General features: G+C 69.4%; 16 protein-coding genes, 1 tRNA gene, 1 other RNA gene and 1 pseudogene. 10 read left to right on the forward strand and 9 right to left on the reverse strand.

Going from position 1 to position 20,358, the window contains the following annotated elements:
* Positions 1-572, forward strand: a 572-nt coding sequence (locus ACOJSF_RS03485; RefSeq protein ID WP_420140839.1) for a DUF3597 domain-containing protein, incomplete at its 5' end; no start/stop codon positions are given.
* Between the two features lie 126 nt (positions 573-698).
* Here ACOJSF_RS03485 and ssrA read toward each other — a convergent pair.
* Positions 699-1,042, reverse strand: a transfer-messenger RNA (tmRNA) gene (gene ssrA, locus ACOJSF_RS03490).
* Between the two features lie 21 nt (positions 1,043-1,063).
* Positions 1,064-1,552: a large conductance mechanosensitive channel protein MscL gene (gene mscL / locus ACOJSF_RS03495; RefSeq protein ID WP_420140840.1), complete on the reverse strand. Its 489-nt coding sequence runs from the start codon at positions 1,550-1,552 to the stop codon at positions 1,064-1,066.
* Between the two features lie 176 nt (positions 1,553-1,728).
* Here mscL and ACOJSF_RS03500 point away from each other — a divergent pair, with 176 nt between their 5' ends.
* The 4 genes from ACOJSF_RS03500 to ACOJSF_RS03515 are packed head-to-tail and all read left to right on the forward strand — an operon-like array spanning position 1,729 to position 4,416.
* Complete coding sequence (locus ACOJSF_RS03500; protein ID WP_420140841.1) at positions 1,729-2,331, forward strand: LemA family protein; 603 nt, start codon at positions 1,729-1,731, stop codon at positions 2,329-2,331.
* On the forward strand, positions 2,328-3,218 hold the full coding sequence (locus ACOJSF_RS03505) for a TPM domain-containing protein (protein ID WP_420140842.1): 891 nt from the start codon (positions 2,328-2,330) through the stop codon (positions 3,216-3,218). Before ACOJSF_RS03500 ends, ACOJSF_RS03505 begins: the two co-directional genes overlap by 4 nt.
* Positions 3,218-3,883 carry a TPM domain-containing protein gene (locus tag ACOJSF_RS03510; protein ID WP_420140843.1) on the forward strand — a complete coding sequence of 222 codons (666 nt, stop codon included), beginning with the start codon at positions 3,218-3,220 and terminating at the stop codon, positions 3,881-3,883. The genes ACOJSF_RS03505 and ACOJSF_RS03510 overlap by 1 nt, the downstream gene beginning before the upstream one ends.
* Positions 3,880-4,416, forward strand: a complete 537-nt coding sequence (locus ACOJSF_RS03515; protein WP_420140844.1) for an NUDIX hydrolase — start codon at positions 3,880-3,882, stop codon at positions 4,414-4,416. Before ACOJSF_RS03510 ends, ACOJSF_RS03515 begins: the two co-directional genes overlap by 4 nt.
* Here ACOJSF_RS03515 and ACOJSF_RS03520 read toward each other — a convergent pair.
* Complete coding sequence (locus ACOJSF_RS03520; RefSeq protein WP_420140845.1) at positions 4,413-4,898, reverse strand: GAF domain-containing protein; 486 nt, start codon at positions 4,896-4,898, stop codon at positions 4,413-4,415. The two genes, ACOJSF_RS03515 and ACOJSF_RS03520, sit on opposite strands and share 4 nt — an antisense overlap.
* A gap of 161 nt (positions 4,899-5,059) precedes the next feature.
* Between ACOJSF_RS03520 and ACOJSF_RS03525 the strand changes: the two genes are divergently transcribed.
* Positions 5,060-5,908 carry an NAD(P)-dependent oxidoreductase gene (locus ACOJSF_RS03525; protein ID WP_420140846.1) on the forward strand — a complete coding sequence of 283 codons (849 nt, stop codon included), beginning with the start codon at positions 5,060-5,062 and terminating at the stop codon, positions 5,906-5,908.
* Positions 5,909-5,984: 76 nt separating this feature from the next.
* Here the strand turns inward: ACOJSF_RS03525 and ACOJSF_RS03530 are convergent.
* The 6 genes from ACOJSF_RS03530 to ppc all read right to left on the reverse strand — a co-directional run bounded on the left by ACOJSF_RS03530 (position 5,985) and on the right by ppc (position 16,821).
* Positions 5,985-6,059 (reverse strand) — tRNA-Thr (locus ACOJSF_RS03530).
* Positions 6,060-6,219: 160 nt separating this feature from the next.
* Positions 6,220-7,710: an efflux transporter outer membrane subunit gene (locus tag ACOJSF_RS03535; RefSeq protein ID WP_420140847.1), complete on the reverse strand. Its 1,491-nt coding sequence runs from the start codon at positions 7,708-7,710 to the stop codon at positions 6,220-6,222.
* Positions 7,707-10,901, reverse strand: a complete 3,195-nt coding sequence (locus tag ACOJSF_RS03540; RefSeq protein WP_420140848.1) for an efflux RND transporter permease subunit — start codon at positions 10,899-10,901, stop codon at positions 7,707-7,709. Before ACOJSF_RS03540 ends, ACOJSF_RS03535 begins: the two co-directional genes overlap by 4 nt.
* A 7-nt stretch (positions 10,902-10,908) precedes the next feature.
* Positions 10,909-12,081, reverse strand: coding sequence for an efflux RND transporter periplasmic adaptor subunit (locus ACOJSF_RS03545; protein ID WP_420140849.1), 1,173 nt, complete (start codon positions 12,079-12,081; stop codon positions 10,909-10,911).
* A gap of 165 nt (positions 12,082-12,246) precedes the next feature.
* A complete protein-coding gene (locus tag ACOJSF_RS03550) occupies positions 12,247-14,082 on the reverse strand; it encodes a diguanylate cyclase (RefSeq protein ID WP_420140850.1) in 1,836 nt (611 codons plus the stop codon).
* 69 nt (positions 14,083-14,151) lie between these two features.
* Positions 14,152-16,821 carry a phosphoenolpyruvate carboxylase gene (gene ppc / locus ACOJSF_RS03555; RefSeq protein WP_420140851.1) on the reverse strand — a complete coding sequence of 890 codons (2,670 nt, stop codon included), beginning with the start codon at positions 16,819-16,821 and terminating at the stop codon, positions 14,152-14,154.
* 74 nt (positions 16,822-16,895) lie between these two features.
* On the opposite strand from ppc, the gene cls reads away from it, so the two are divergent.
* The 4 genes and pseudogenes from cls to ACOJSF_RS03575 all read left to right on the forward strand — a co-directional run.
* A complete protein-coding gene (gene cls / locus ACOJSF_RS03560; RefSeq protein ID WP_420140852.1) occupies positions 16,896-18,323 on the forward strand; it encodes a cardiolipin synthase in 1,428 nt (475 codons plus the stop codon).
* A gap of 41 nt (positions 18,324-18,364) precedes the next feature.
* Positions 18,365-18,796: a type II 3-dehydroquinate dehydratase gene (locus tag ACOJSF_RS03565; protein ID WP_420140853.1), complete on the forward strand. Its 432-nt coding sequence runs from the start codon at positions 18,365-18,367 to the stop codon at positions 18,794-18,796.
* A 334-nt stretch (positions 18,797-19,130) separates the two neighbouring features.
* A complete protein-coding gene (gene dapF, locus ACOJSF_RS03570) occupies positions 19,131-19,928 on the forward strand; it encodes a diaminopimelate epimerase (protein ID WP_420140854.1) in 798 nt (265 codons plus the stop codon).
* A pseudogene (locus ACOJSF_RS03575) lies at positions 19,925-20,358 on the forward strand (tRNA (N(6)-L-threonylcarbamoyladenosine(37)-C(2))-methylthiotransferase MtaB); the annotation flags it as partial. The gene dapF and the pseudogene ACOJSF_RS03575, both read left to right, overlap by 4 nt.

A 20,358-nucleotide genomic window follows, 5' to 3' on the forward strand; every position in this document is an offset into this window, starting at 1 on the left:
GGGGCAGGGGGGCACCCCGCTGGACCGTGCCCCGAACGGCACGGAGCCTCGACAGCGGCGGCATCCCCCGCCGCGCCCCTGCGTTGAGCCCGCGTCCGCAATCACGATTCGGGAGAGAGTTCATGGGCCTGTTCGACAGCATCAAGCACGCCATTTTCGGCGACAAGGGGCCGCTCGGCACCTGGGAGAAGAAGGACGCCGCCGCGCATCCGCAGACCACCGCCGCCGAGCCGACCTCGCACCTGGCGCCCCCGGCCGCGTCGCAGCCCGCGCCCGCGCCCTCCGCGCCCGCCGCCGCCGCGCCGCCCGCGCAGCCGGTCGATGTCGAGGCGATCCTGACGCAGCGCGCCGCCGCTTATGGCAAGCCCAACAACTGGCGCACCTCGATCGTCGATCTGCTGACCCTGCTCGGCCTTGATTCCAGCCTCGCCGCGCGCAAGGAGCTGGCCGACGATCTCAATGTCCATGCCGGCGATCATGGCAGCGCCGAACAGAATATCGCGCTCCACAAGGCGGTGATGCAGGCTCTGGCCCAGAATGGCGGCAAGGTCCCCGCCGACCTGCTCGGCTGACGCGTCCGTGGGCGGCCCGCGTTCGGCCGGTGCCGGGGCGGGCCCGCCAACCACGAATGGAGCGAGGGAAGGAGAGGAACTGGAAGAAGGTGGGGAGCTTCTGTTGCTCGGTGCTCCCCGTCCCGCCGGACTCCGCTTCTGTTGCCCGGTGCGGCCCGAACCGCGTTCAAGCCTTGTAATCTAAGCCGTTAGGCCGTGATTACGCGGCAATCGCGAGCGCCTCGTTGTCGTTGGCACTTGTGGTTTTGAGCCTTTAACGGGTTACTCGGCCCGGGCGAAAACAAGGTGCCTGTACACACGTCGATCCTGGTTCGGCCCCGTCAAAGCCCGCCTCTTGCAAGGCGGGTTATGGTGGAGCCGCCGGGTACTGCCCCCGGGTCCTCTGCGCCAAACACAATGCACTTTATCGCCATAGCCGGGCGAACCCGGCACCCGACGATATAGGGGCGCGGCGCGGCCTTGTGAAGACGGAGGGCCGATGACAGGCGCCGTCACTGCCCATCGAGCGGGAGGCGCGTCGCCGCCGGATCCGCGCCGCGTGACCGCAGCTCGTCGCGGATCTCGCGCAGCAGGATGACGTCGGCCGGCTCGGCGGCGGGCGGCGCGGTGCCGGCTGCCTTCTCATGCTCCATCGCCCTGATCGCCTTGTTCACCGTGCGGACCAGCAGGAAGATGATGAAGGCGACGATCAGGAAATTGACCACCTGCGTCAGGAACGCGCCATAGCCGAACAAAGGCACGCCCGCTTTCTTCAGGTCGGCATAGCTGCTGAGCGACCCCGCATAACCCTCGGGAATCGCGCCCAGCCGGATGAACATGCCGGAAAAATCGAGGTCGCCCGCGATCTTGCCGATCACCGGCATGATGATGTCGTCGGTCAGGCTGGTGACGATCTTGCCGAACGCCGCGCCGATGATCACCGCGACCGCCAGGTCGAGCACGTTGCCGCGGGCGATGAAGGCCCGGAACTCTTTCAGCATGACGCTACCTCCCTCGTCTGTTGCGCGATTAGGCACCGGACCGCGCGCCGGATCAAGCGCGAAGCGTCATCGCGCCGTCATTCCGCCCCGCCATCGGGCGTTCGTCTGGTGCGATCATTGCGCCGGCTGTATTGCCGCACTAAATCGCTCGCTCGTTCGCCACGGAGGGAAGTCCCATGTCGCGCCTCGCCCGTCTCTCGCCTGCCCTGCTCGCGCCCGCCGCCGCGTTGGCGCTTGGCGGATGCGGCATCAATTCGATCCCCACCGCCGAGGAAAATGCCAAGGCGAAGTGGGCCGACGTGCAGAACCAGTATCAGCGCCGCGCCGATCTCATCCCCAATCTCGTCGCCACGGTGAAGGGCTATGCCGCGCAGGAGAAGGGCGTGCTCGAAGGCGTGACGCAGGCCCGCGCCCGCGCCACCGGCATCAACGTTTCCGCCGACGACCTGACCGATCCGGCCAAGGTCAAGCAGTTCCAGGACGCGCAGAACCAATTGTCCGGCGCGCTCGGCCGCCTGCTGGTGGTGCAGGAAAATTATCCGGAGCTGCGCTCGAACGAGAATTTCCTCGCGCTGCAAAGCCAGCTCGAGGGGACCGAGAACCGCATCACCGTCGCCCGCAGCGATTACAACCAGTCGGTGCAGCAATATAATACGCTGATCCGCACCTTCCCCAATTCGATCGGCGCCAAGGTGTTCTACGGCGCGAAGCCGATGCAGACCTTCCAGGCGACCGCCCCGAACGCCGAAAGCGCGCCGACGGTGAATTTCGGCGGGTGAGCAAGCCCGTGGCATCGGCGCGGCCGGGCGCGGCGAAAGCGTGGCTGGCGGCGCTGGTCGCTTTGCTCGCCTTGCTGCTCGCGCCGGGAGCTGCGGCGCAGAGCTTCCCGGCCTTCACCGGGCTGGTGGTCGACGCCGCCAACATCCTGCCCGCCGACCGTAAGGCGGCGCTGGAGACGAAGCTTCAGGCGCTCCAGCAGGAAACCAACCACCAGTTCGTGGTCGCCACCATTCCCGATCTGCAGGGGCGCGACATCGCCGATTACGGTTACCGCCTCGGCCGCGCCTGGGGTGTGGGCCTGAAGGACGCGAACAATGGCGCGATCCTGATCGTCGCCCCGAATGAGCGCAAGGTCCGGGTCGAGGTCGGGCAGGGGCTCGAAGCCGTGCTGACCGACGCGTTGTCGAGCCTCATCATCCAGCGCGCGATCCTGCCGCGCTTCAAGGATGGCGACATGGTCGGAGGGATCGAGGCGGGCGCCGACCAGATCGCGGCGCAGCTCCGCCTGCCCGACGATCAGGCGCGTGCCCGCGCGGCGGCGGCCGCCGCCGAATATGATCGCACGCACCGCGCGCGCGGCGGCGGGGGCTTCCCCGCCGGCCTCGTCGTCTGGGGCCTGATCGTCGGTTTCGTTCTGCTGAGCGTGCTGCGTCGCGGCCACAAGGGCGCGCGCCGCTATCGGCGCGGCAACGGCGACTGGCCGATCTGGCTGTGGGCGGCGAGCGAGATCGCCAGCGACATCGCCCGCGAAAGCCGGGGCGGAGGCGGAGGCTTCGGCGGCTGGGGCGGGGGATCCGACGGCGGCGGCGGCGGCTGGGGCGGCGGTGGCTTCACCGGCGGCGGAGGCGGCGGCTTCGGCGGCGGCGGCTCTTCGGGAAGCTGGTGATGCGGATGTCGCCCGACGATCATGCCCGCGTCGCCGCCCCGATCCGCGCCGCGGAAGCGACCACCGATGGCGAGATCGGCGTCGTCGTGTCGCGTGCGTCGGACTCGTATCAGGATGTCGTCCTGCTCTGGGCGGTGGCGCTCGCGCTGCTGCCGCTGGCGTTCTCCGTCGCATGGCCCCGGCCGCTGCTCGCCGCCGCGGGCTGGTTCAGCCATTGGGAGGAGCCGTCGCTGCGGCTCATCCTTTTGGTGCTGGCGGCCGCCACGGCCGCGACATTCCTGCTTGGCTACTGGCTGTGCGGGCTGACGGCGATCCGGATGCGCCTCGTCCCGGAAGCGATCAAGGAACATCGCGCGCGCCGCCGTGCGATCATGCTGTTTCGCGCCGGCACCGAACAGCGCACGCGCTCGCGCACCGGCGTGCTGCTCTACCTCAGCCTGGCCGAGCGCGAGGCCGAGATCGTCGCGGATGCGGCGATCCACGCCAGGGCCCCGCACGAATGCTGGGGCGAGGCGATGGCGGTGCTGATCGACGGGCTGAAGGCGAACCGGCCGGGCGAGGCGATCGCCGGCGCGGTCGAGCGGATCGGCGTCGTGCTGGCCGAGCATTTCCCCCACACCGGCAGCGATCCGAACGAGCTGCCCGATCGGATGATCGAATTATGAGCGGTCCCCCCGACGGCGCCCCCGAGATCATGTGGCAGGGCAAGTTCATCGTCACCCGCAAATGGGGGACGTGGGACTATGTCGGGCGCGCGCGCTCGATCGGCGCGGCGGTGATCCTGGCGATCGTCGACGGCGATGTCCTGCTGGTCGAGCAATATCGCGTGCCGCTCGGCGGGCCCTGCCTCGAACTGCCGGCCGGGCTGGTCGGCGACATCACCGCCGGGGAGGATCTGGCCGAGGCGGCGGCGCGCGAGCTGGAGGAGGAAACCGGCTACCGCGCCGATCGGATCGAGATCATCGGCAAGTTCGCCTCCTCGCCCGGCATGGTCTCGGAAACCTTCACATTGGTCCGCGCGCTCGGCCTGACCAAGGTCGGCGAGGGCGGCGGGGAGGAGGGGGAGAATATCACCGTCCACCGCGTGCCGCTGGCCCAGATCGGCGATTTCGTCGCCGCCCGGCGCGCCGAGGGCATGTTCATGGACGTCAAGCTGCTGACCCTGCTCGGCGGCGCATTGCTGGCGGCCGCCGGCTAGCCGGCGATGCGGGGGGCCAGCAGCGCGACCAGCGCCTCGAACCCTGCCTGATCTTCCGCGTCGAAGCGGGCGGGGGTGGGGCTGTCGAGATCGAGCACGCCGATCAGCCGATCCGCGACGACGATCGGCACGACCAGCTCGGACGCGGAGGCGGCATCGCAGGCGATATGGCCGGGAAAGGCATGGACATCCTCCACGCTCTGCGTCGCGCGGGTCGCGGCGGCGGTACCGCAGACGCCCGAGCCGAGCGCGATGCGGATGCACGCCGCCTTGCCCTGGAACGGCCCGAGCACCAGTTCGTCGCCGACCAGCCGGTAAAAGCCGGCCCAGTTAAGGTCGGGCACATATTCGCCGATCAAAGCGGCGGCATTGGCCATGTTGGCGATCGGATCGGGCTCGCCCGCCGTCAATCCGTCGAGCGCACTTACGAGGTCGCGATACAATTCGGCCTTGCTGCCGGCCGCGATGTCGAACTGATGCACGCTTGATCCTCCACGGGGGTGAGGGCGGAGGTATGGGCCGCGTGCCTTGCGGACAAGGGCCGACGCGATCCTGGGCCTCCCGCGTCCGCGACTTCGATATATGCGGCAGCCGTGACGTCTTCGCGCATTGGACCGAACAGACGATCGAAAGGATGACGGCGATGGATATCGGGTTTCTTGGTCTGGGATTGATGGGCAGCGTGATGGCGCGCAATCTGGCGGCGGCCGGTCATAGCGTGCGCGCATGGAGCCGCTCGGGCGGCGCGATCGAAGGCGTCACGATGGTCGACGATCCCACCGCGCTGTTCGGGGCCGAGGCGGTCGTCACGATGCTGTCCGACGATGCCGCGATCCGGGAGGTGGTGCTCGACCGCAAGCTCCTCGAACATGCGCGGCCGGGTCTCGTCCATGCGGTGACCTCGACCATCTCGGTCGCTTTCGCCCGCGAACTGGCACAGGCGCATGCGGAGGCGGGCGTCGCCTATGTCTCCTCGCCCGTGCTGGGCCGGCCCGACGTCGCGGCCAAGGGGGAGTTGCAGATCCTCGCCGGCGGGCCGGCGGCGGCAATCGATGCGCTGCGTCCGATATTTGCGGTGATCGGCCAGCGCGTATGGGACATGGGGGACGAAGCGCCCGCGGCCAATGCCACGAAGATCGCGTGCAACATGATGATCACGATGGCGATCGAAGCGATGGCCGAGGCGGTCGTGCTGACCGAGGCGAACGGCGTCGGCCGCGACCGCTTCTTCGACCTCATCCTCGGCACCCTGTTCGGCAGCCGATCCTATCAGGTCTATTCGGCCAACATCGCCCAGGACAATTACGAACCCGGCTTCAAGGCGACGCTCGGCCTGAAGGATCTGCGGCTCGCAAAGGAGGCGGCCGGCGAACAGGGCCGTGCCTTGCCGATGCTCGACGCGGTGCACGGGCGCATGCGCGAGACGATCGAGGCCGGGCTCGGCGATCGCGACTGGTCGGCCATGGCGCGCTACACGATCGAGGGGCGGTAAGGTCTTACCCGCGCGGCGCAAGCCGTGCGGGCGGTCCCCCTTCGGGGAGGATTTCACTCTGTCGAGACGACGGGGCTGGTGCTGCCGGTGAGGATTGAACTCACGACCTCAGCCTTACCAAGGATGCGCTCTACCACTGAGCTACGGCAGCTTGGCACCAGCGTGCGGACCCGTTCGGGAAGGCGCGCCTATGGACAAGCCTTCGCCCGAGGTCAAGGAACGTTCTGAACGACAGTCGGCGATGATCGGGCTTTCGGTGCGCCGCCTTTCCCGCTTCAGTCAGGTGCGCGCCAAGGATATACTGGGACGGCTCAGCGCCCGGGCACCACCGCGTTCAGCGCGCGCGGCCGTTCGTCGATTGCCGGCGCCTCCTGCCAGCCGCCGCCGAGCGCGCGGAACAGGGTCACCTGCGCCTGGCCGAGCGCGGCATCCGATTCGGCCAGCGCGGCGCGGGCCGAGATCACGTCGCGCTGGACGTCGATCTGTTCGAGCTGGCTGATCGCGCCGTAGCGCAGGCGCACGCCCGTCAGCTCGTAAGCGCGCTCGCTGTTGCGCACTGCCTCGGCCAGCGCGGCGTTGCGCTTGATCTCCGCGTCATAGCCCGCGAGCGAGCGTTCGACCTCGCCCAGCGCGGTCAGCACCGTCCCGTCGAACTGCGCAAGCGAGGCGCGCGCCTGCGCCCCCGCCTGCTCGATCCGCCCGCGCGCCGCGATGATGTTGGGAAAGAACCAGTTGATCAGCGGGCCGATGCCAAACGACACGCCCTGGCGCGACGTGGCGTTCGACAGCGAGGTGCCGATCGCATTGACCGATCCGCCGAGCGAGATGGTCGGGAACAGGTCGGCGGTCGCGACCCCGATCCGCGCCGTATCGGCCGCCAGCGTCCGCTCGGCCGCGCGCACGTCGGGCCGGCGCGCGAGCAGGGCGGCGCCGTCGCCGACCGGGATCGGCCGCGTCAGGCGGGGCTCCGCGCGGCAGGTGCGCGCCGCCTCGGGCGCCTGGCTGGCCGGGCGGCCGAGCAGCACGGTCAGGTCGGCGAGCGCCTGGTTGCGCAGGCCTTCGAGCTGCTCGGCCTGCGCGCGCGTCTGCTGGACGAGCACGCCGACGCGGCTGAGTTCGAAATCGGATCCCGCCCCCAGCGAGACCTGCCTGCGCGTGAGATCGAAGCTTTCCTCGACCAGCGCGGTCGATTCGCGCTGCACGTCGACGCGCACGGCGAGCAGGCAGACGTCAAAATAGGCCTGGGTGACCGCCGCCGCCACGGTCACGCGCGTGGCGTCGCGCGTCGCTTCGGCCGCCGCGACGTCGGCGCGCGCCGCCTCCAGCGTGCGGCGCACGCGCCCGAACAGGTCGACCTCGTACGAAAGCTGGACGCCGCCGCGATAGATGGTGCGCGTGTCGGTGCCGACATTGACCCCACCACCCGCGCCGCCGCCGCCCGCGCCGCCTCCATTCTGCGCGACGACGCCGCGCGCGCGATTGACGCCCGCGGTGATCTGCGTGCTCGGGAACAGCACCCCGCGCGCCTGGCTCAGCACGCCTTGCGCGCGTTCGAGGTTGGCGGCCGCCACCCTGAGGTCGCTATTGTGCGCCAAAGCCTCCTCGACCAGCGCGTCGAGCGCCGGGTCGGCGTAGAGCGACCACCAGCGCGGCGGCAGCGGCGCTGCGGGCTCCGCCGCCGGATTTTCGGTGGTGAACGGGCCGATCGTCGCCGGGGCTGGCGTCGGACGGCGATAGTCGGGCCCGACCGCGCATCCGCCGAGCGCCGCCGCCGCCATTACGACGGTCGCGATCCGTCTCATTCCGCCGCCTCGGACTTGGATTCCTTCGCGAACCGTCCGCGCAGGCGCGCCAGCGATCCGCTCAGCCGGCGCGAGGCGACGTAGAAAGCGGGCGTGAAGATCAGCCCGAACACGGTCACCCCGATCATCCCGAAGAACACCGATACGCCCAGCGCCTGCCGCATTTCCGCGCCCGCGCCGCTGGCGAAGGCGAGCGGCACCACGCCCAGGATGAACGCGAAGCTGGTCATCAGGATCGGGCGCAGGCGGGTCCGCGCCGCGCCGACCGCCGCGTCCTCGGGCGTTTGGCCATTGTCCTCGTCCTGCTTGGCGAATTCGACGATCAGGATCGCGTTCTTCGCCGCCAGCCCGACCAGCACGATCAGCCCGACCTGCGTGAGGATATTGTTGTCGAGCCCGCGGATGTTCACCCCGAACATCGCCGCCAGCAGGCACATCGGCACGATCAGCAGCACCGCGACGGGCAGGGTCAGGCTTTCGTACAGGGCCGCGAGCACGAGGAAGGCGAACACCACCGCCATCCCGAAGACGAGCATGCCCGTATTGCCCGCGCTGGTCTGCTGGTACGCGATCTCGGTCCATTCGTAGGAGAAGCCCGGCGGCAAATTCTCACGCGCCAGTTTCTCCATGTCGGCCAGCGCCTCGCCGGTCGAACGACCGGGTGCCGGCGACCCCTGCAGTTCGGCCGAAGGAAACAGATTATAGTGCGGTGCCCGGTACGGCCCGGTCGTCCGTTCGAGCGTGACGAACGAGGCAAGCGGCGCCATCCCGCCCGACGCGGTCCGCACGCGGATCTCGCCCAGATCCGCCTCGCTCTGTCTGAACGGCCAGTCGGCCTGCGCGCGCACCTGGTAGGTCCGGCCGAGATAGTTGAAGTCGTTGATGTAGGACGACGCCAGATAGGTCTGCAGCGACGAGAAGACCTGCGCATCGTCGACGCCCAGGATTTCCGCTTTCTCGCGATCGATGTCGGCGTCGATGCGCGGCGTGGTCGTGCTGAAGCTGGTGAAGGCGCGGCCGACCGCCGTGTCGCCCTTGCTGGCGGCGGCGATCACCTGCTTCACCGCCGCGTCGAGCGCGGCATAGCCCTGCTTGCCGCGATCCTCGATCACCATCTTGAACCCGCCGGCGGTGCCGATGCCGCGCACCGGCGGCTGCTGCAGCACGCGGATGTCCGCGTCGACGATGCCGCTCACGCGCTGCTCCATCGTGGCCATCAGCTCGCGCAGCGTCTTGCCGCTCCGCTTTTCGAACGGCTGGAGGATGACGAACGTCTGGAGCGAGTTGGACGCCTGCGTGCCCGTCGTGGCGTCGATGCCGGGGCTCGGTACCATCGCCATCACCTCGGGCATGCCGCTGACCGCCTTCTGGATCGCCAGCGCGGCTTCGGTCGACCGCTTGAGCGAGGCGCCTTCGGGCATCTTGGCCGAGAGCATCAGCACGCCCTGGTCCTGCTCGGGGAGGACCCCCGTCTGCGTGGCGGTGATGCGCCAGCCGGTCAGCAACAGCAGCCCGCCATAGACGACGAACATCACGACAAGCAGGCGGACCAGCTTGGCGGTCACGCGCCCGTAATTTTCGCCCAGCTTGTCAAAGCCGTGGTTGAACAGGTCGACGCCCCGGCCGAGCCGCTGGCGCCAGACGGGCATGCCGCTGCGGTCGACCGGGCCGTGCCCGCTCGCGCCCGGCTTCATCAGCAAAGCGGCCATCGCCGGCGACAATGTCAGCGAGACGAGCAGCGAGATCGCCGACGCGGTCGTGATGGTCAGCGCGAACTGCTTGTAGAACTGGCCGCTGATCCCGCTGACCAGCGCCGACGGCACGAACACCGCCGCCAGCACGAGCGCGATACCGATCAGCGCGCCGCCGACCTCGTCCATCGTGTTGTGCGCCGCCTCGCGCGGGCTTTCGCCTTCCTCGACGCGGCGGGCGATATTCTCGATCACGACGATCGCGTCGTCGACGACGATGCCAATCGCCAGTACCAGTCCGAACATGGTGAGGTTGTTGAGGCTGAACCCCGCCGCCTTCATCATCGCGAATGTGCCGATCAGGCTGATCGGGATCGCCAGCAGCGGCACCAGCGCCGCGCGCCAGCTCTGCAGGAAGACGATCACCACGATGACGACGAGGACGAGCGCCTCGGCCAGCGTCTTGCGCACCTCGCGCAATGATTCGGCGATATAGTCGGTCGGGTTGTAGACGATGTTCGCCTTCAGCCCCGGCGGGAAATCCTTCTCCAGCTCGGCCACGCGCGCCTTGATCGCTTCGGCCGTGTCGAGCGCGTTGCTGCCCGGAAGCTGGAGGATGCCGAGCAGCACCGCATCCTTGTCGTCGAGGAAGGCGAGCGTCAGATATTGTTGCGCGCCCAGTTCGACGCGCGCGACGTCGCGCACCTTGGTGATCCGCCCGTCGGCGTCGCGCTTGATGACGACGTTGCCGAATTCGTCGGGGGTGCGCAGCCGCCCCTGCGCCTGGACGTTGAGCTGATAGCTCCCGCCGCCGCCGTCATTCGGCTCCGAATTGAGCGCGCCGGCCGCGACCTGCACGTTCGACCGCTGGAGCGCGGTGACGATGTCGCTCGCGTCGAGCCCGCGCGCCGCCGCCTTGTACGGATCGATCCAGATGCGGATCGCGAAATCGCGGTCGCCGCGTGTGTTGAGGTCGCCGACGCCCGGGATGCGCAGGATCTCGTCGCGCACGTGGAGCGTGACGTAATTGCCGATATATTGGCGGTCGAGCGATCCATCGGGCGAGGTGAAGTGGATCGCGAGCAGCAAGTCGGGCGAGCTCTTGCGCACCACGACGCCCGTCGCGCGCACCTGTTCGGGCAGGCGCGGCGTCGCCACCGCCACGCGATTCTGGATCAGCACCTGCGACTTGTCGAGATCGGTGCCCAGCTTGAACGTGATCGTGATCTGCATCCGGCCGTCGCCGGTCGACTGCGAGGACATGTAGAGCATGTCCTCGACGCCGTTGATCTGTTCTTCCAGCGGCTGGGCCACCGTTTCGGCGAGCGTTTCGGCGCTGGCGCCCGGATAATTGGCGGTGACCGTCACCGTCGGCGGCACGATCTCCGGATATTGCGCGACGGGCAGCGTGGGATAGGCCAGCACGCCGAGCAGGATGATCGCGACCGCGATCACGCCGGCGAAGATCGGCCGCTCGATGAAGAAATGGCTGATCCGCATCAGGCGATCAGGACACGAAGCTTCCGGCGCTGGCCGCGGGCGCGCGATAGGCCGGCCCGTCGACCGGCGCCTGCGGCGCGATCCGTCCCGGCTTCGGCGTCACCTTGCTGCCCGGCCGCGCGCGCTCCGTTCCGGCGATCACGACCCGGTCGTCCGCCTTGAGGCCCGACCGGACGACGCGCAGGCCGTCGATCAGCGGCCCGGTTTCGACCGGGCGCAGCCGCACGACATCGTCCTTGCCCACGACGTAGACGATCTGGCGGCTCTGGTCGGTGGTGACCGCATTGTCCGGCACGAGCAGCCCGTCATAGGGTGCGGACCCGGCGAGCCGCATATGGCCGAACATGCCCGGCGTCAGCAGTCCGCCCGGATTGGGCAGCACAGCGCGGCCACGGATCACGCCCGACGCGGAATCGAGCGCATTGTCGAGAAATTCGAGCTTGCCCGTCCAGCGATAGGCGGGCTCGTCCTGCAGCCGAACGTGCACCACATCGCCCAGCGCATGCGCGCGTCCGAAGCCGCGCTCGCGTTTCAGGAACAGCGCCTCCGACGCCTCGAACGCGAAGCGGATCGGGTCGTGGTTGACGAGCGTCGTCAACACGGTCTGGTCGGCGGTGACGAGGTTGCCGACCGCCACCCGCCGGTCCGACACGCGGCCCGACAGCGGCGCGCGCACCTGCGTAAATTCGACGTTCAGCGCGGCGGCACGCTCGGCAGCCTCGGTCGCCGCCACGTCGGCGCGCGCCTGGAGCGCGGCGACTTCACGCGCGGTCAATTCCTGCTGGCTGCCGGCTTTGGCCTCGAACAAGGCGCGCGCGCGTTTGAGCTCGACGTCGGCGGTGGCAAGCGTCGCCCTGGCGCGGGCGGTCTGCGCTCGCGCCTGGGCGAGTGCGGCGGCATAAGGCCGGGGATCGATCGTGAAGAGCAGATCGCCCTTGTTCACCTGCTGCCCGTCGCGGAATGCGATCCGCTGGAGATAGCCGCTGACCCGGGGGCGGACCTCGACCGCGTCGATCGACACGAACCGCCCGACATAATCGTCCCAGTCGACCACACGTTTCTGCAGCGGCGTGGAGACCATGACGGTCGGGGGGGCACGCTCGGCCGGCTTGCCTTCCTGGCACGCGGCGAGCGGCAGAATGGATGCAATCAAGGCAAGCGCAGCGGCGCGTTTCGCCATTCGCTCTCGACTCCGGGTACGCGAAGACGAGGATGGAAGGGGCCGTCCGCGCGAAATGCTCACGTGCCCGGCAAAGTCTTGCCGCGCAAGCGTTTACTTGTGCAATGCCGCGAAAAACCGCAGGAATGTTGCCGGATCGGTCCTAAAGCCCGATGTTCATGCGCTTCAAGCCGCCACGCGGATACGATTTCGTCCTGCGTCCTTGGCTTCGTACAGGAGGATGTCGGCCTCCGCGAGCAGGGATGCCGCATCGCGCTGATGGTCGCGCACCGCGATGCCGATGCTGACGGTGACCGGGGGCAGCGGCCCGTCGCTCAGGTCGACCGCCTCGACCGCCGCGCGCAGCCGTTCGGCGACACGCGCGGCATCCTGCGCGGTCGCGCCGGGCATCAACACTCCGAACTCCTCCCCCCCCAGTCGTCCGATCAGGTCGCCGCCGCGCACCGCCGCCGCCGCCCGCCGCGCGATCGAGCGGAGCACCTGGTCGCCCACGGCGTGGCCGTAGCGGTCGTTGATCGACTTGAAATGATCGACATCGAACATCGCGACCGCCAGCGGCCAGCCGAATTCGATCGCTCCCGCAACCTCCCGATCCAGTTGGGCGAGGAAGGCGCGGCGATTGGCGATCCCGGTCAGTTCGTCGGTCGATGCCAGCAGGGTCGCCTCGCGCGCGCTCTGTTCGGCCTGCCGCTTGGCGGTCAGCACCGTATCCTCGCGCCGCTTGCGATCATCGATGTCGCGCAACGTTCCGGTCGCGCCGGACACCTCTCCTTCGCCGTCCTCCAACACCTGCACGAACAGCTCCACCCAGCGCGGGCCGCCCGGCGTCCGCAGGCGCAGGACGCGCCGCATCGATCCGATCTCTCCGGCCAACAGCAGCGCCATGCGCTCCGTCACGTCGGGCCGGTCCTCGGGCTCGAACTGCTCGATCCAGTCACGGCCCTTGCTCCGTTCGGCCGCAACGCCCGACAGGCTTTCCCAGGCCGGGTTCAGGTAGGCCCAGCACCCCGTGCGATCGATCCGGAAGATCACCTCGCCGATATTCTCGACCACCGCACGGAAATGGTCGGCGACGAGACGTGCCTCCTCGGCAGCGCGGTCGCGTTCGGTCAGCATCACCGCCACCGGCAGCGCCGCCAGGAAGGTGCCCGCCAGGAAAAGCTGGAGCATCAGCGCCTTCTGCGCGGGCGTGTGAAGCACGAAGGCGATCGGCCCCATGTCCCGCGCGGTGGCGAACATCGCGATCGCCGCCACGATCGCCATCGCCGCCACCGCGCCCGGCGCGCGGAAGCGGAAGGTAGCGAGCAGCACGCAAGGCGCGATCGCGAAGGTGAGCGGGAGCGTCGTGTAGAAGAAGACGTAGGCGGTCAGCGCCGCGACGATCGACAACACGACCGCCGCCTCGGCCAGTGTCTTGCCGTGCATCCGGCGGATCCGGCCGTCCGACGCCATCTGGCCGGCGATGAGTATCGCCGGGGTGACGAGCAGATAGCTGAGCAGGTCGCAGACGAACCAGCTTGCGAACCCGGTGAGATACGGCACGCCGCGCGCGATCAGGAGACCCAGCGCCGCGATGTTCGCCGTAATGACGAGCGCGCCGGCGCACGCCGCCGCGAGCGCGCCGATGTTGCGCACGCGCTCGAGCAACTGCCCCCGCCGCCACAGACGGCGCAGCAGCGCATAAGCGAGCGTCCATTCCAGCGCGTTCGAAACCGGAAACAACAACGTGACGGCCAGCGGGCTCCCCTTGGCAAGCTGGAGCACGAAGTTCGCGGCCGCACCGGCGGCGATGATCGCCGCGCGATCCTTCGCCTCCCGGCCGTACAGGATCACGAGGCCGAGGACGATCGCGTTGGCGGGCCAGAGCGCCTTGATGCCGCCCGCTTCGAGCGGCGCCGATCCGCTGAGGAAGGCGGCAAACAGGAACATGCCCGCCGCCGCGGCCGCCAGCAGGGCCCGTTTCTCCCACCCCCGTTTCGCTGTCGATTCCACCCCGGGCATGGCGCCTCCGCTATGGCGCGATCATTCCGCCAACGGGTTAAGAAAGTCTTAAGATCTGCTCACCGTTTCTTAACCGCTGTTGCGCAGCGCGGTTGCGATCGCGTTGATCGACAGCTGGATACCCTCGCGCACGCGATCGTCCTGTTCACCCCCGCGCCAGCGCCGGATCAGCTCGACCTGAAGCAGGTTGAGCGGCTCGATATAGGGCAGCCGCAGCCGCACCGAGGCGTCGAGCTGCGGGTTCCGCTCCAGCAGGCGCGACTGGCCGGTCACGTCGAGCAGCCCGTCGCGCGTCCGGTGCCAGCCGTCGCGGATGCGCGCGAAGATCGCCTCGCCCGCCGCGCGATCCTCGACCAGATCGAGATAGCCCTCGGCCAGCCCGATGTCAGACTTGGCGAGCACCATCTCCAGATTGGCGAGCGTCGCCTGGAAGAACGGCCATTCGGCCGCCATCGCGCGCAGCAGGCCCTTGTCCTCGAAGCGGTCGAGCGCGTCGCCCACGCCGTACCAGCCGGGCAGCATGACGCGCGCCTGCGCCCAGCTGAACACCCACGGGATCGCGCGCAGATCCTCGATCCGGTCGGACTTGGTGCGGCTGGCCGGGCGCGAGCCGATCTTGAGTGTCGCAATCTCGGCGATCGGCGTGAACTGGCGGAAGAAGGTGCGGAAACCGTCGGTGCCGTAGACCAGCGCGCGATAGGTCTCGAACGCCGTGCCCGACAGCGTGCCCATCGCCGCCAGGAAGCGGTCATGCTCCTCCGGACGCGCGCCGTCGGGCTCCAGGCTGGCGAGCAGGGTGGCGGCGGTCATCGCCTCCAGATTGACCATCGCGCTTTCGCGCGTGCCGAACTTGGCGGCGATCACCTCGCCCTGTTCGGTGATGCGGATGCGGCCCTGCACCGTGCCGTGCGGCTGCGCGCGGATCGCGGCGAAGGAGGAACCGCCCCCGCGCCCGACCGCCCCGCCGCGCCCGTGGAACAGCTGCATCGCGGCACCCGCGCCTTCGAATACCGGCTTCAGCGCGCGGCTCGCCTGATGGAGGCTCCAGACCGAGGTCAGGTAGCCGCCATCCTTGTTCGAATCCGAATAGCCGACCATCACCTCCTGATGGCCGCGCGCGGCGGTCAGCGCGGCGATCTCGGGCAGCGCGAAATAGGCGCGCATCACATCGGGCCCGCGTTCCAGGTCCTCGATCGTCTCGAACAGCGGCACGACCATCACGTCGCATTCCGGCGCCCCGCCGGGACGGTACAGCCCTGCTTCCTTGAGCAGGATCATCACCTCCAGCAGGTCCGACACGGTCGCCGCCTTGGAGATGATGTAGGTCGTGATCGCCTGGCGGCCATACGTCCGCTGCGCATCAGCCGCCGCGCGGACGATCGCCAGTTCCGACGCCGTCTCCTTCGCATAGGTCGCGTAGGGGCTGGCGAGCGGGCGCACCGCTGCCAGTTCGCGCCGCAGCAGCGCGACGCGCGCTTCCTCGTCGAGTGCGAGATAGTCGTCTTCAACATCCGCAACCTTGAGCAGGTCGGCGACCACGCGCTCATGGACGTCGGCATTCTGGCGCAGGTCGAGCGTCGCGAGGTGGAAGCCGAACGTCTCGACCGCGCGGATCAGGCGGCCGAGCGCGCCGCCCGACGACAGCGCGCCTTGGCCGCTTTCCGCCAGCGCATGCGCCAAGGTTGCCAGGTCGGTGCGCAGCGCCTTGGCATCGGGATAGGGTTCGGCCGCGACGCTGGCGGGGCGCGGCGGCGCGCGGCCGGCGATCGCCTGATAGGTCGCGGCGACGCGCGCATAGATGCCGGTGATCGCGCGGCGATAGGGCTCGTCGGCGCGCGCGGGGGATTCGTCGTGCGCGGTCGCCGCCAGCGCCTCGACCTCGGGCGTGGTGGGCGCGAGCTCGGTCGAGATCGACAATTCGCCGCCGAGCGCGTGGAGCAGGTCTAGATAGTGCGCGAGCACCGCCTCCGCCGCGCGCGCGGTCGCGAGGCGGAGGGACTCGGCGGTGACATTGGGGTTGCCGTCGCGGTCACCGCCGATCCACGATCCCGCGCGCAGGAAGCTGCGCGGGCGCTGGCCGAGCGCACGTTCCCACCGCGCATAGAGCGCCGGCAGGACCGGCAGGAACACGTCGCGCAGATAGGACAGCGCGGTTTCGACCTCGTCCGCGACGTAGAGCCGCTCGCGCCGCAGCGCGCGCGTCTGCCACAGCAAGGCGATCTGGCGGTAGATCGCCTGTTCGATCAGATCGCCCTCGGGCGTTTCCTCGGCGCCCTGATCGCGCAGCGCCATCAGCTCGGCGATGCGGTTGCGATGGTCGATCATCGACTTGCGCCGCACCTCGGTCGGGTGCGCGGTCAGCACGGGCACGATCAGCCCGTGATCGAACAGGGCGACGATCGCGTCCTCGTCGATGCCTTGCCCGCGCAGCCGCTCGATCGCGGCGGCGACGTCGGCGCCCGGCTCCGCCGCCACGCCGCCGCGATCCTCGGCGAGGTTGGCCAGCATCGAAAACAGCATGAAGCCGCGCGTGAAGGCCAGCATCTCGTCGAGGCTGAGCGCGTCGAGCCCCGGATCGACATCGCCCCCGATCCCGCGCGCGCGGTCGACCGCCGAGGCGCGGATATATTCGATCCGCCCGAACAGTGCGTCGCCGCCATAAGCGCGGATGACGTCGCCCAGCAGGCGGCCGAGGAAGCGGATGTCGGGATCCTGCGCGACGGGCGGTATGGTGGTCATGGCTGGATGCTGCACCGCAACGGGGCCATGGTCAACGCTGGCCCCGCGGCGGCTCGACCTGCTAGGCGTCGCCCATGCAGGCATGGCTGGCGGGACATTCGCCCACCCTCGGCGAGGCATATTATGCGGTCGAATGGCTCGTCCGCCTTCTTTCTCTCGCCATCCTGCCCTGGCGGCGATCGCCGGCGGTGGTGCGCAGCTGGCTATTGCTAATCTTCTTCCTGCCGATCCCCGGCCTCCTCCTGTTCTGGGCGATCGGCCGGCCGCGCTTTCCCCAGTGGCGCGAGGACCGGTTTCGCGCGCTCGCGCCCTTCTTCGCCGCAACGGCGGACCGGCTGGCGGCGGCGGCCCCGTCCGCGTTTGAGGAGGGCGACGCCGATATCGCGGCGCTCGCGCTCCGCCTCGGGCGCCTGCCGGCGGTCGCGGGCAATGCGATCGACCTGCTCGACGAGTATGACGCGACCGTCGACCGGCTGATCACCGACATCGACGCCGCCACGCGTCACGTCCGCATCCTTGCCTACATCTTCGCCGACGACGCGGTGGGATCGCGCGTGATCGACGCGCTGGGCCGCGCGGTCGCGCGCGGGCTGCCCGTCCACGTCATCCTCGACCCGGTCGGCTCGCGCCGCTGGGCGAAGCGCACCATCCGCCGGCTGCAGGCGGCGGGCGTGGCGGTGCGCGCGGCCTTGCCGTTCCGCCTGCTGCGCGGCCGGACGCGGCGCGACATGCGCAACCATCGCAAGCTGTTCCTGATCGACGGCACGATCGGTTATGCCGGGTCGCAGAACATCGTCGCGCGCGATTTCCGTCCCGGCATCGTCAACCATGAGCTCGTCGTCCGCGCGACCGGGCCGATCGTGGGCGCGATGGAGGCGGTGTTCGTCGCGGACTGGTATCTCGAGACCGAGGAGATGCTGGACGACGCGCCCGCCGTCCCTGCCGCGACCGGCGACACGGTCGCGCAATTGCTGCCGAGCGGCGCGCAATATCGGCAGCACGGCTTCGAAACCCTGCTCGTCTGGCAGATCCACCAGGCGCGCAGCCACGCGGTGATCGTCACCCCCTATCTCATCCCCGACGAGGATCTGCTGAGCGCGATGCGCACCGCCGCCGCGCGCGGGGTCACCGTCGATCTGGTCGTGTCGAAGGTCGTCGACCAGCACCTCGTGAACCTCGCCCAATGCTCTTATTATGCCGAGCTGATGGCGTGCGGCGTGCGCATCCATCGCTATCGGGGCGCGCTGCTCCACGCGAAGAATGTCGCGCTCGACGGGCGGATCGCGATCGCGGGATCGAGCAACGTCGACATCCGCTCGTTCCAGCTCAACGAGGAGGTGAGCCTGATCCTCTACGACACGCCCGCCGTGATGCGGCTGGAGGCGATCCAGCGCGGCTATCTCGCCAACAGCGAACCGCTCGATCCCGATCGGTGGCGCGAGCGGAGCGCCGTCCGCCGCACGGGCGAGGCGATCGCGCGACTGGTCAGCCCGCTCTTGTAGCGCGCGCGCTTTGCCGCCATGCGGGCGGCAGGGAGGCTTGCATGGCGACCGTCTTCGTCCTCAACGGACCCAATCTCGACCTGCTCGGCCAGCGCGAGCCGGAGGTGTACGGCACCACCACGCTCGCCGATATCGAGGCGATGTGCCGCGCCGAGGCGGATGCCGCCGGGCTCGCCCTGCGCTTTCACCAGACCAATGCCGAGCATGAGATGATCGGCTGGCTGCACGAGGCGCGTGTCGGCGCCGCCGGCATCGTCCTCAATCCCGCCGCCTTCAGCTATGCCGGCTACCCCGTGCTCGACGCGCTCAAGATGTGCGATTGCCCGATCGTCGAGGTCCACATCTCGAACATCCACCGCCGCGACGAGGCGTGGCGCGCCCACTCGCTGATGACCGCCGCCGCCACCGGCATGATCACCGGCCTCGGCGCGCACGGCTATGCGCTGGCGGTGCGGCACATCGCCAGCCTCTGATCGATAGGGCCGACACCCGGCTCCGTTCCCCCGAATATTCCGTTTGTACCGGGCGAAGCCGAACTATGTGGACCAACCACCCGTCATCCCGGACTTGATCCGGGATCTCGCTGTCTTCTGCACGCTTATCGATGAGCTGGACCCCGGATCAAGTCCGGGGTGACGAATGAAGGAATTGATCGGCCGAACCTCCTCGGCACCGCGGCACGGGTAACGGACCAGCCGCGGCGCGGCGCCCGCACCCCGTCCTTAGACTTCGCTCGGGACGAACGGGTCGTTCTTTGAATCCGTCCGGCAATAGACTCAGCGGGCCGCGCTCCCTAGATCGCGCGCCATGTCCTTCCGCTTCCACAAGATGCACGGCCTCGGCAACGACTTCGTCGTGATCGACGCGCGCGCCAGGCCGGTGGCGATGGATGCGGCGCGCGCGCGCGCCATCGCCGACCGGCGCGAGGGGATCGGTTGCGACCAGCTCATCCTGATCGAGCCGTCGGACACCGCCGACGCACGGATGCGGATCTGGAACGCCGACGGCAGCGAGGTCGGCGCGTGCGGCAATGCCAGCCGCGCGGTCGCTCTGCTGCTCGGCCGCCCGGCGACGGTCGAGACGCTGGGCGGCACCATCCGCCTCGCGATCGACGGGGTGCTGGCGACGGTCGACATGGGCGCGCCGCGCTTCGACTGGGATGCCGTCCCGCTGGCTTACCCGATGGACACGCGCGCGATGCCGGTCGGCTGGGACGATCTGACCGCGCCGGCCGCGGTCAATGTCGGCAATCCGCACGTCATCTTCTTCGTGCCCGACTGCCAGGGCGTCGATCTCGCCCGGCTGGGGCCGCAGATCGAGCACGACCCGCTCTTCCCCGAACGCGTCAACGTCAACGTCGCGACGGTCGAGGCGCGCGACCGGATCATGCTGCGCGTGTGGGAACGCGGTGCCGGCCTCACCCGCGCGTGCGGCACGGGCGCGTGCGCGACGGCGGTGGCGGCGATCCGCGCCGGGCTGGTCGATGCGCCCGTGACGGTCGCGCTGCCCGGCGGCGAACTGCTGATCGACTGGACGCCCGGCGGGACGATCAGCATGTCCGGCCCCGCCGCGCACGTCTTCACCGGGCAGGCCGACGGCCTGTGAGCCGGGTCGAGGTCATCACCCACGGCTGCCGCCTCAACATCGCGGAGAGCGAGCGGATCGCGGCTTTGCTGGCGGGCGAGCGCGACCTGGTGGTCGTCAACAGCTGCGCGGTGACGGCCGAGGCGGTGAAGACCGCGCGCCAGGCGATCCGCCGCGTCCGCCGCGACCGGCCCGACGCGCGCATCGTCGTCACCGGCTGCGCCGCCGAGATCGAACCCCACACCTTCCGCGCCATGCCCGAGGTGTTCGGCGTGGTCCCGAACCCCGCCAAGCTCGACCGCACCCTCTACCCGTCGCCCCTGCGCAGGCAGGGGCCCATGTCTGTCACGGCTGATGGTGTCGATTGGGGAGAGCGCGATAGCCCCCTGCCTCCGCAGGGGCGACGGGATGGGCATGCCCGCGCCTTTCTCCCCGTCCAGAATGGCTGCGA

Origin of the sequence: Sphingomonas sp., from assembly GCF_048594985.1 — a bacterium.
Lineage (GTDB): Bacteria > Pseudomonadota > Alphaproteobacteria > Sphingomonadales > Sphingomonadaceae > Sphingomonas_I.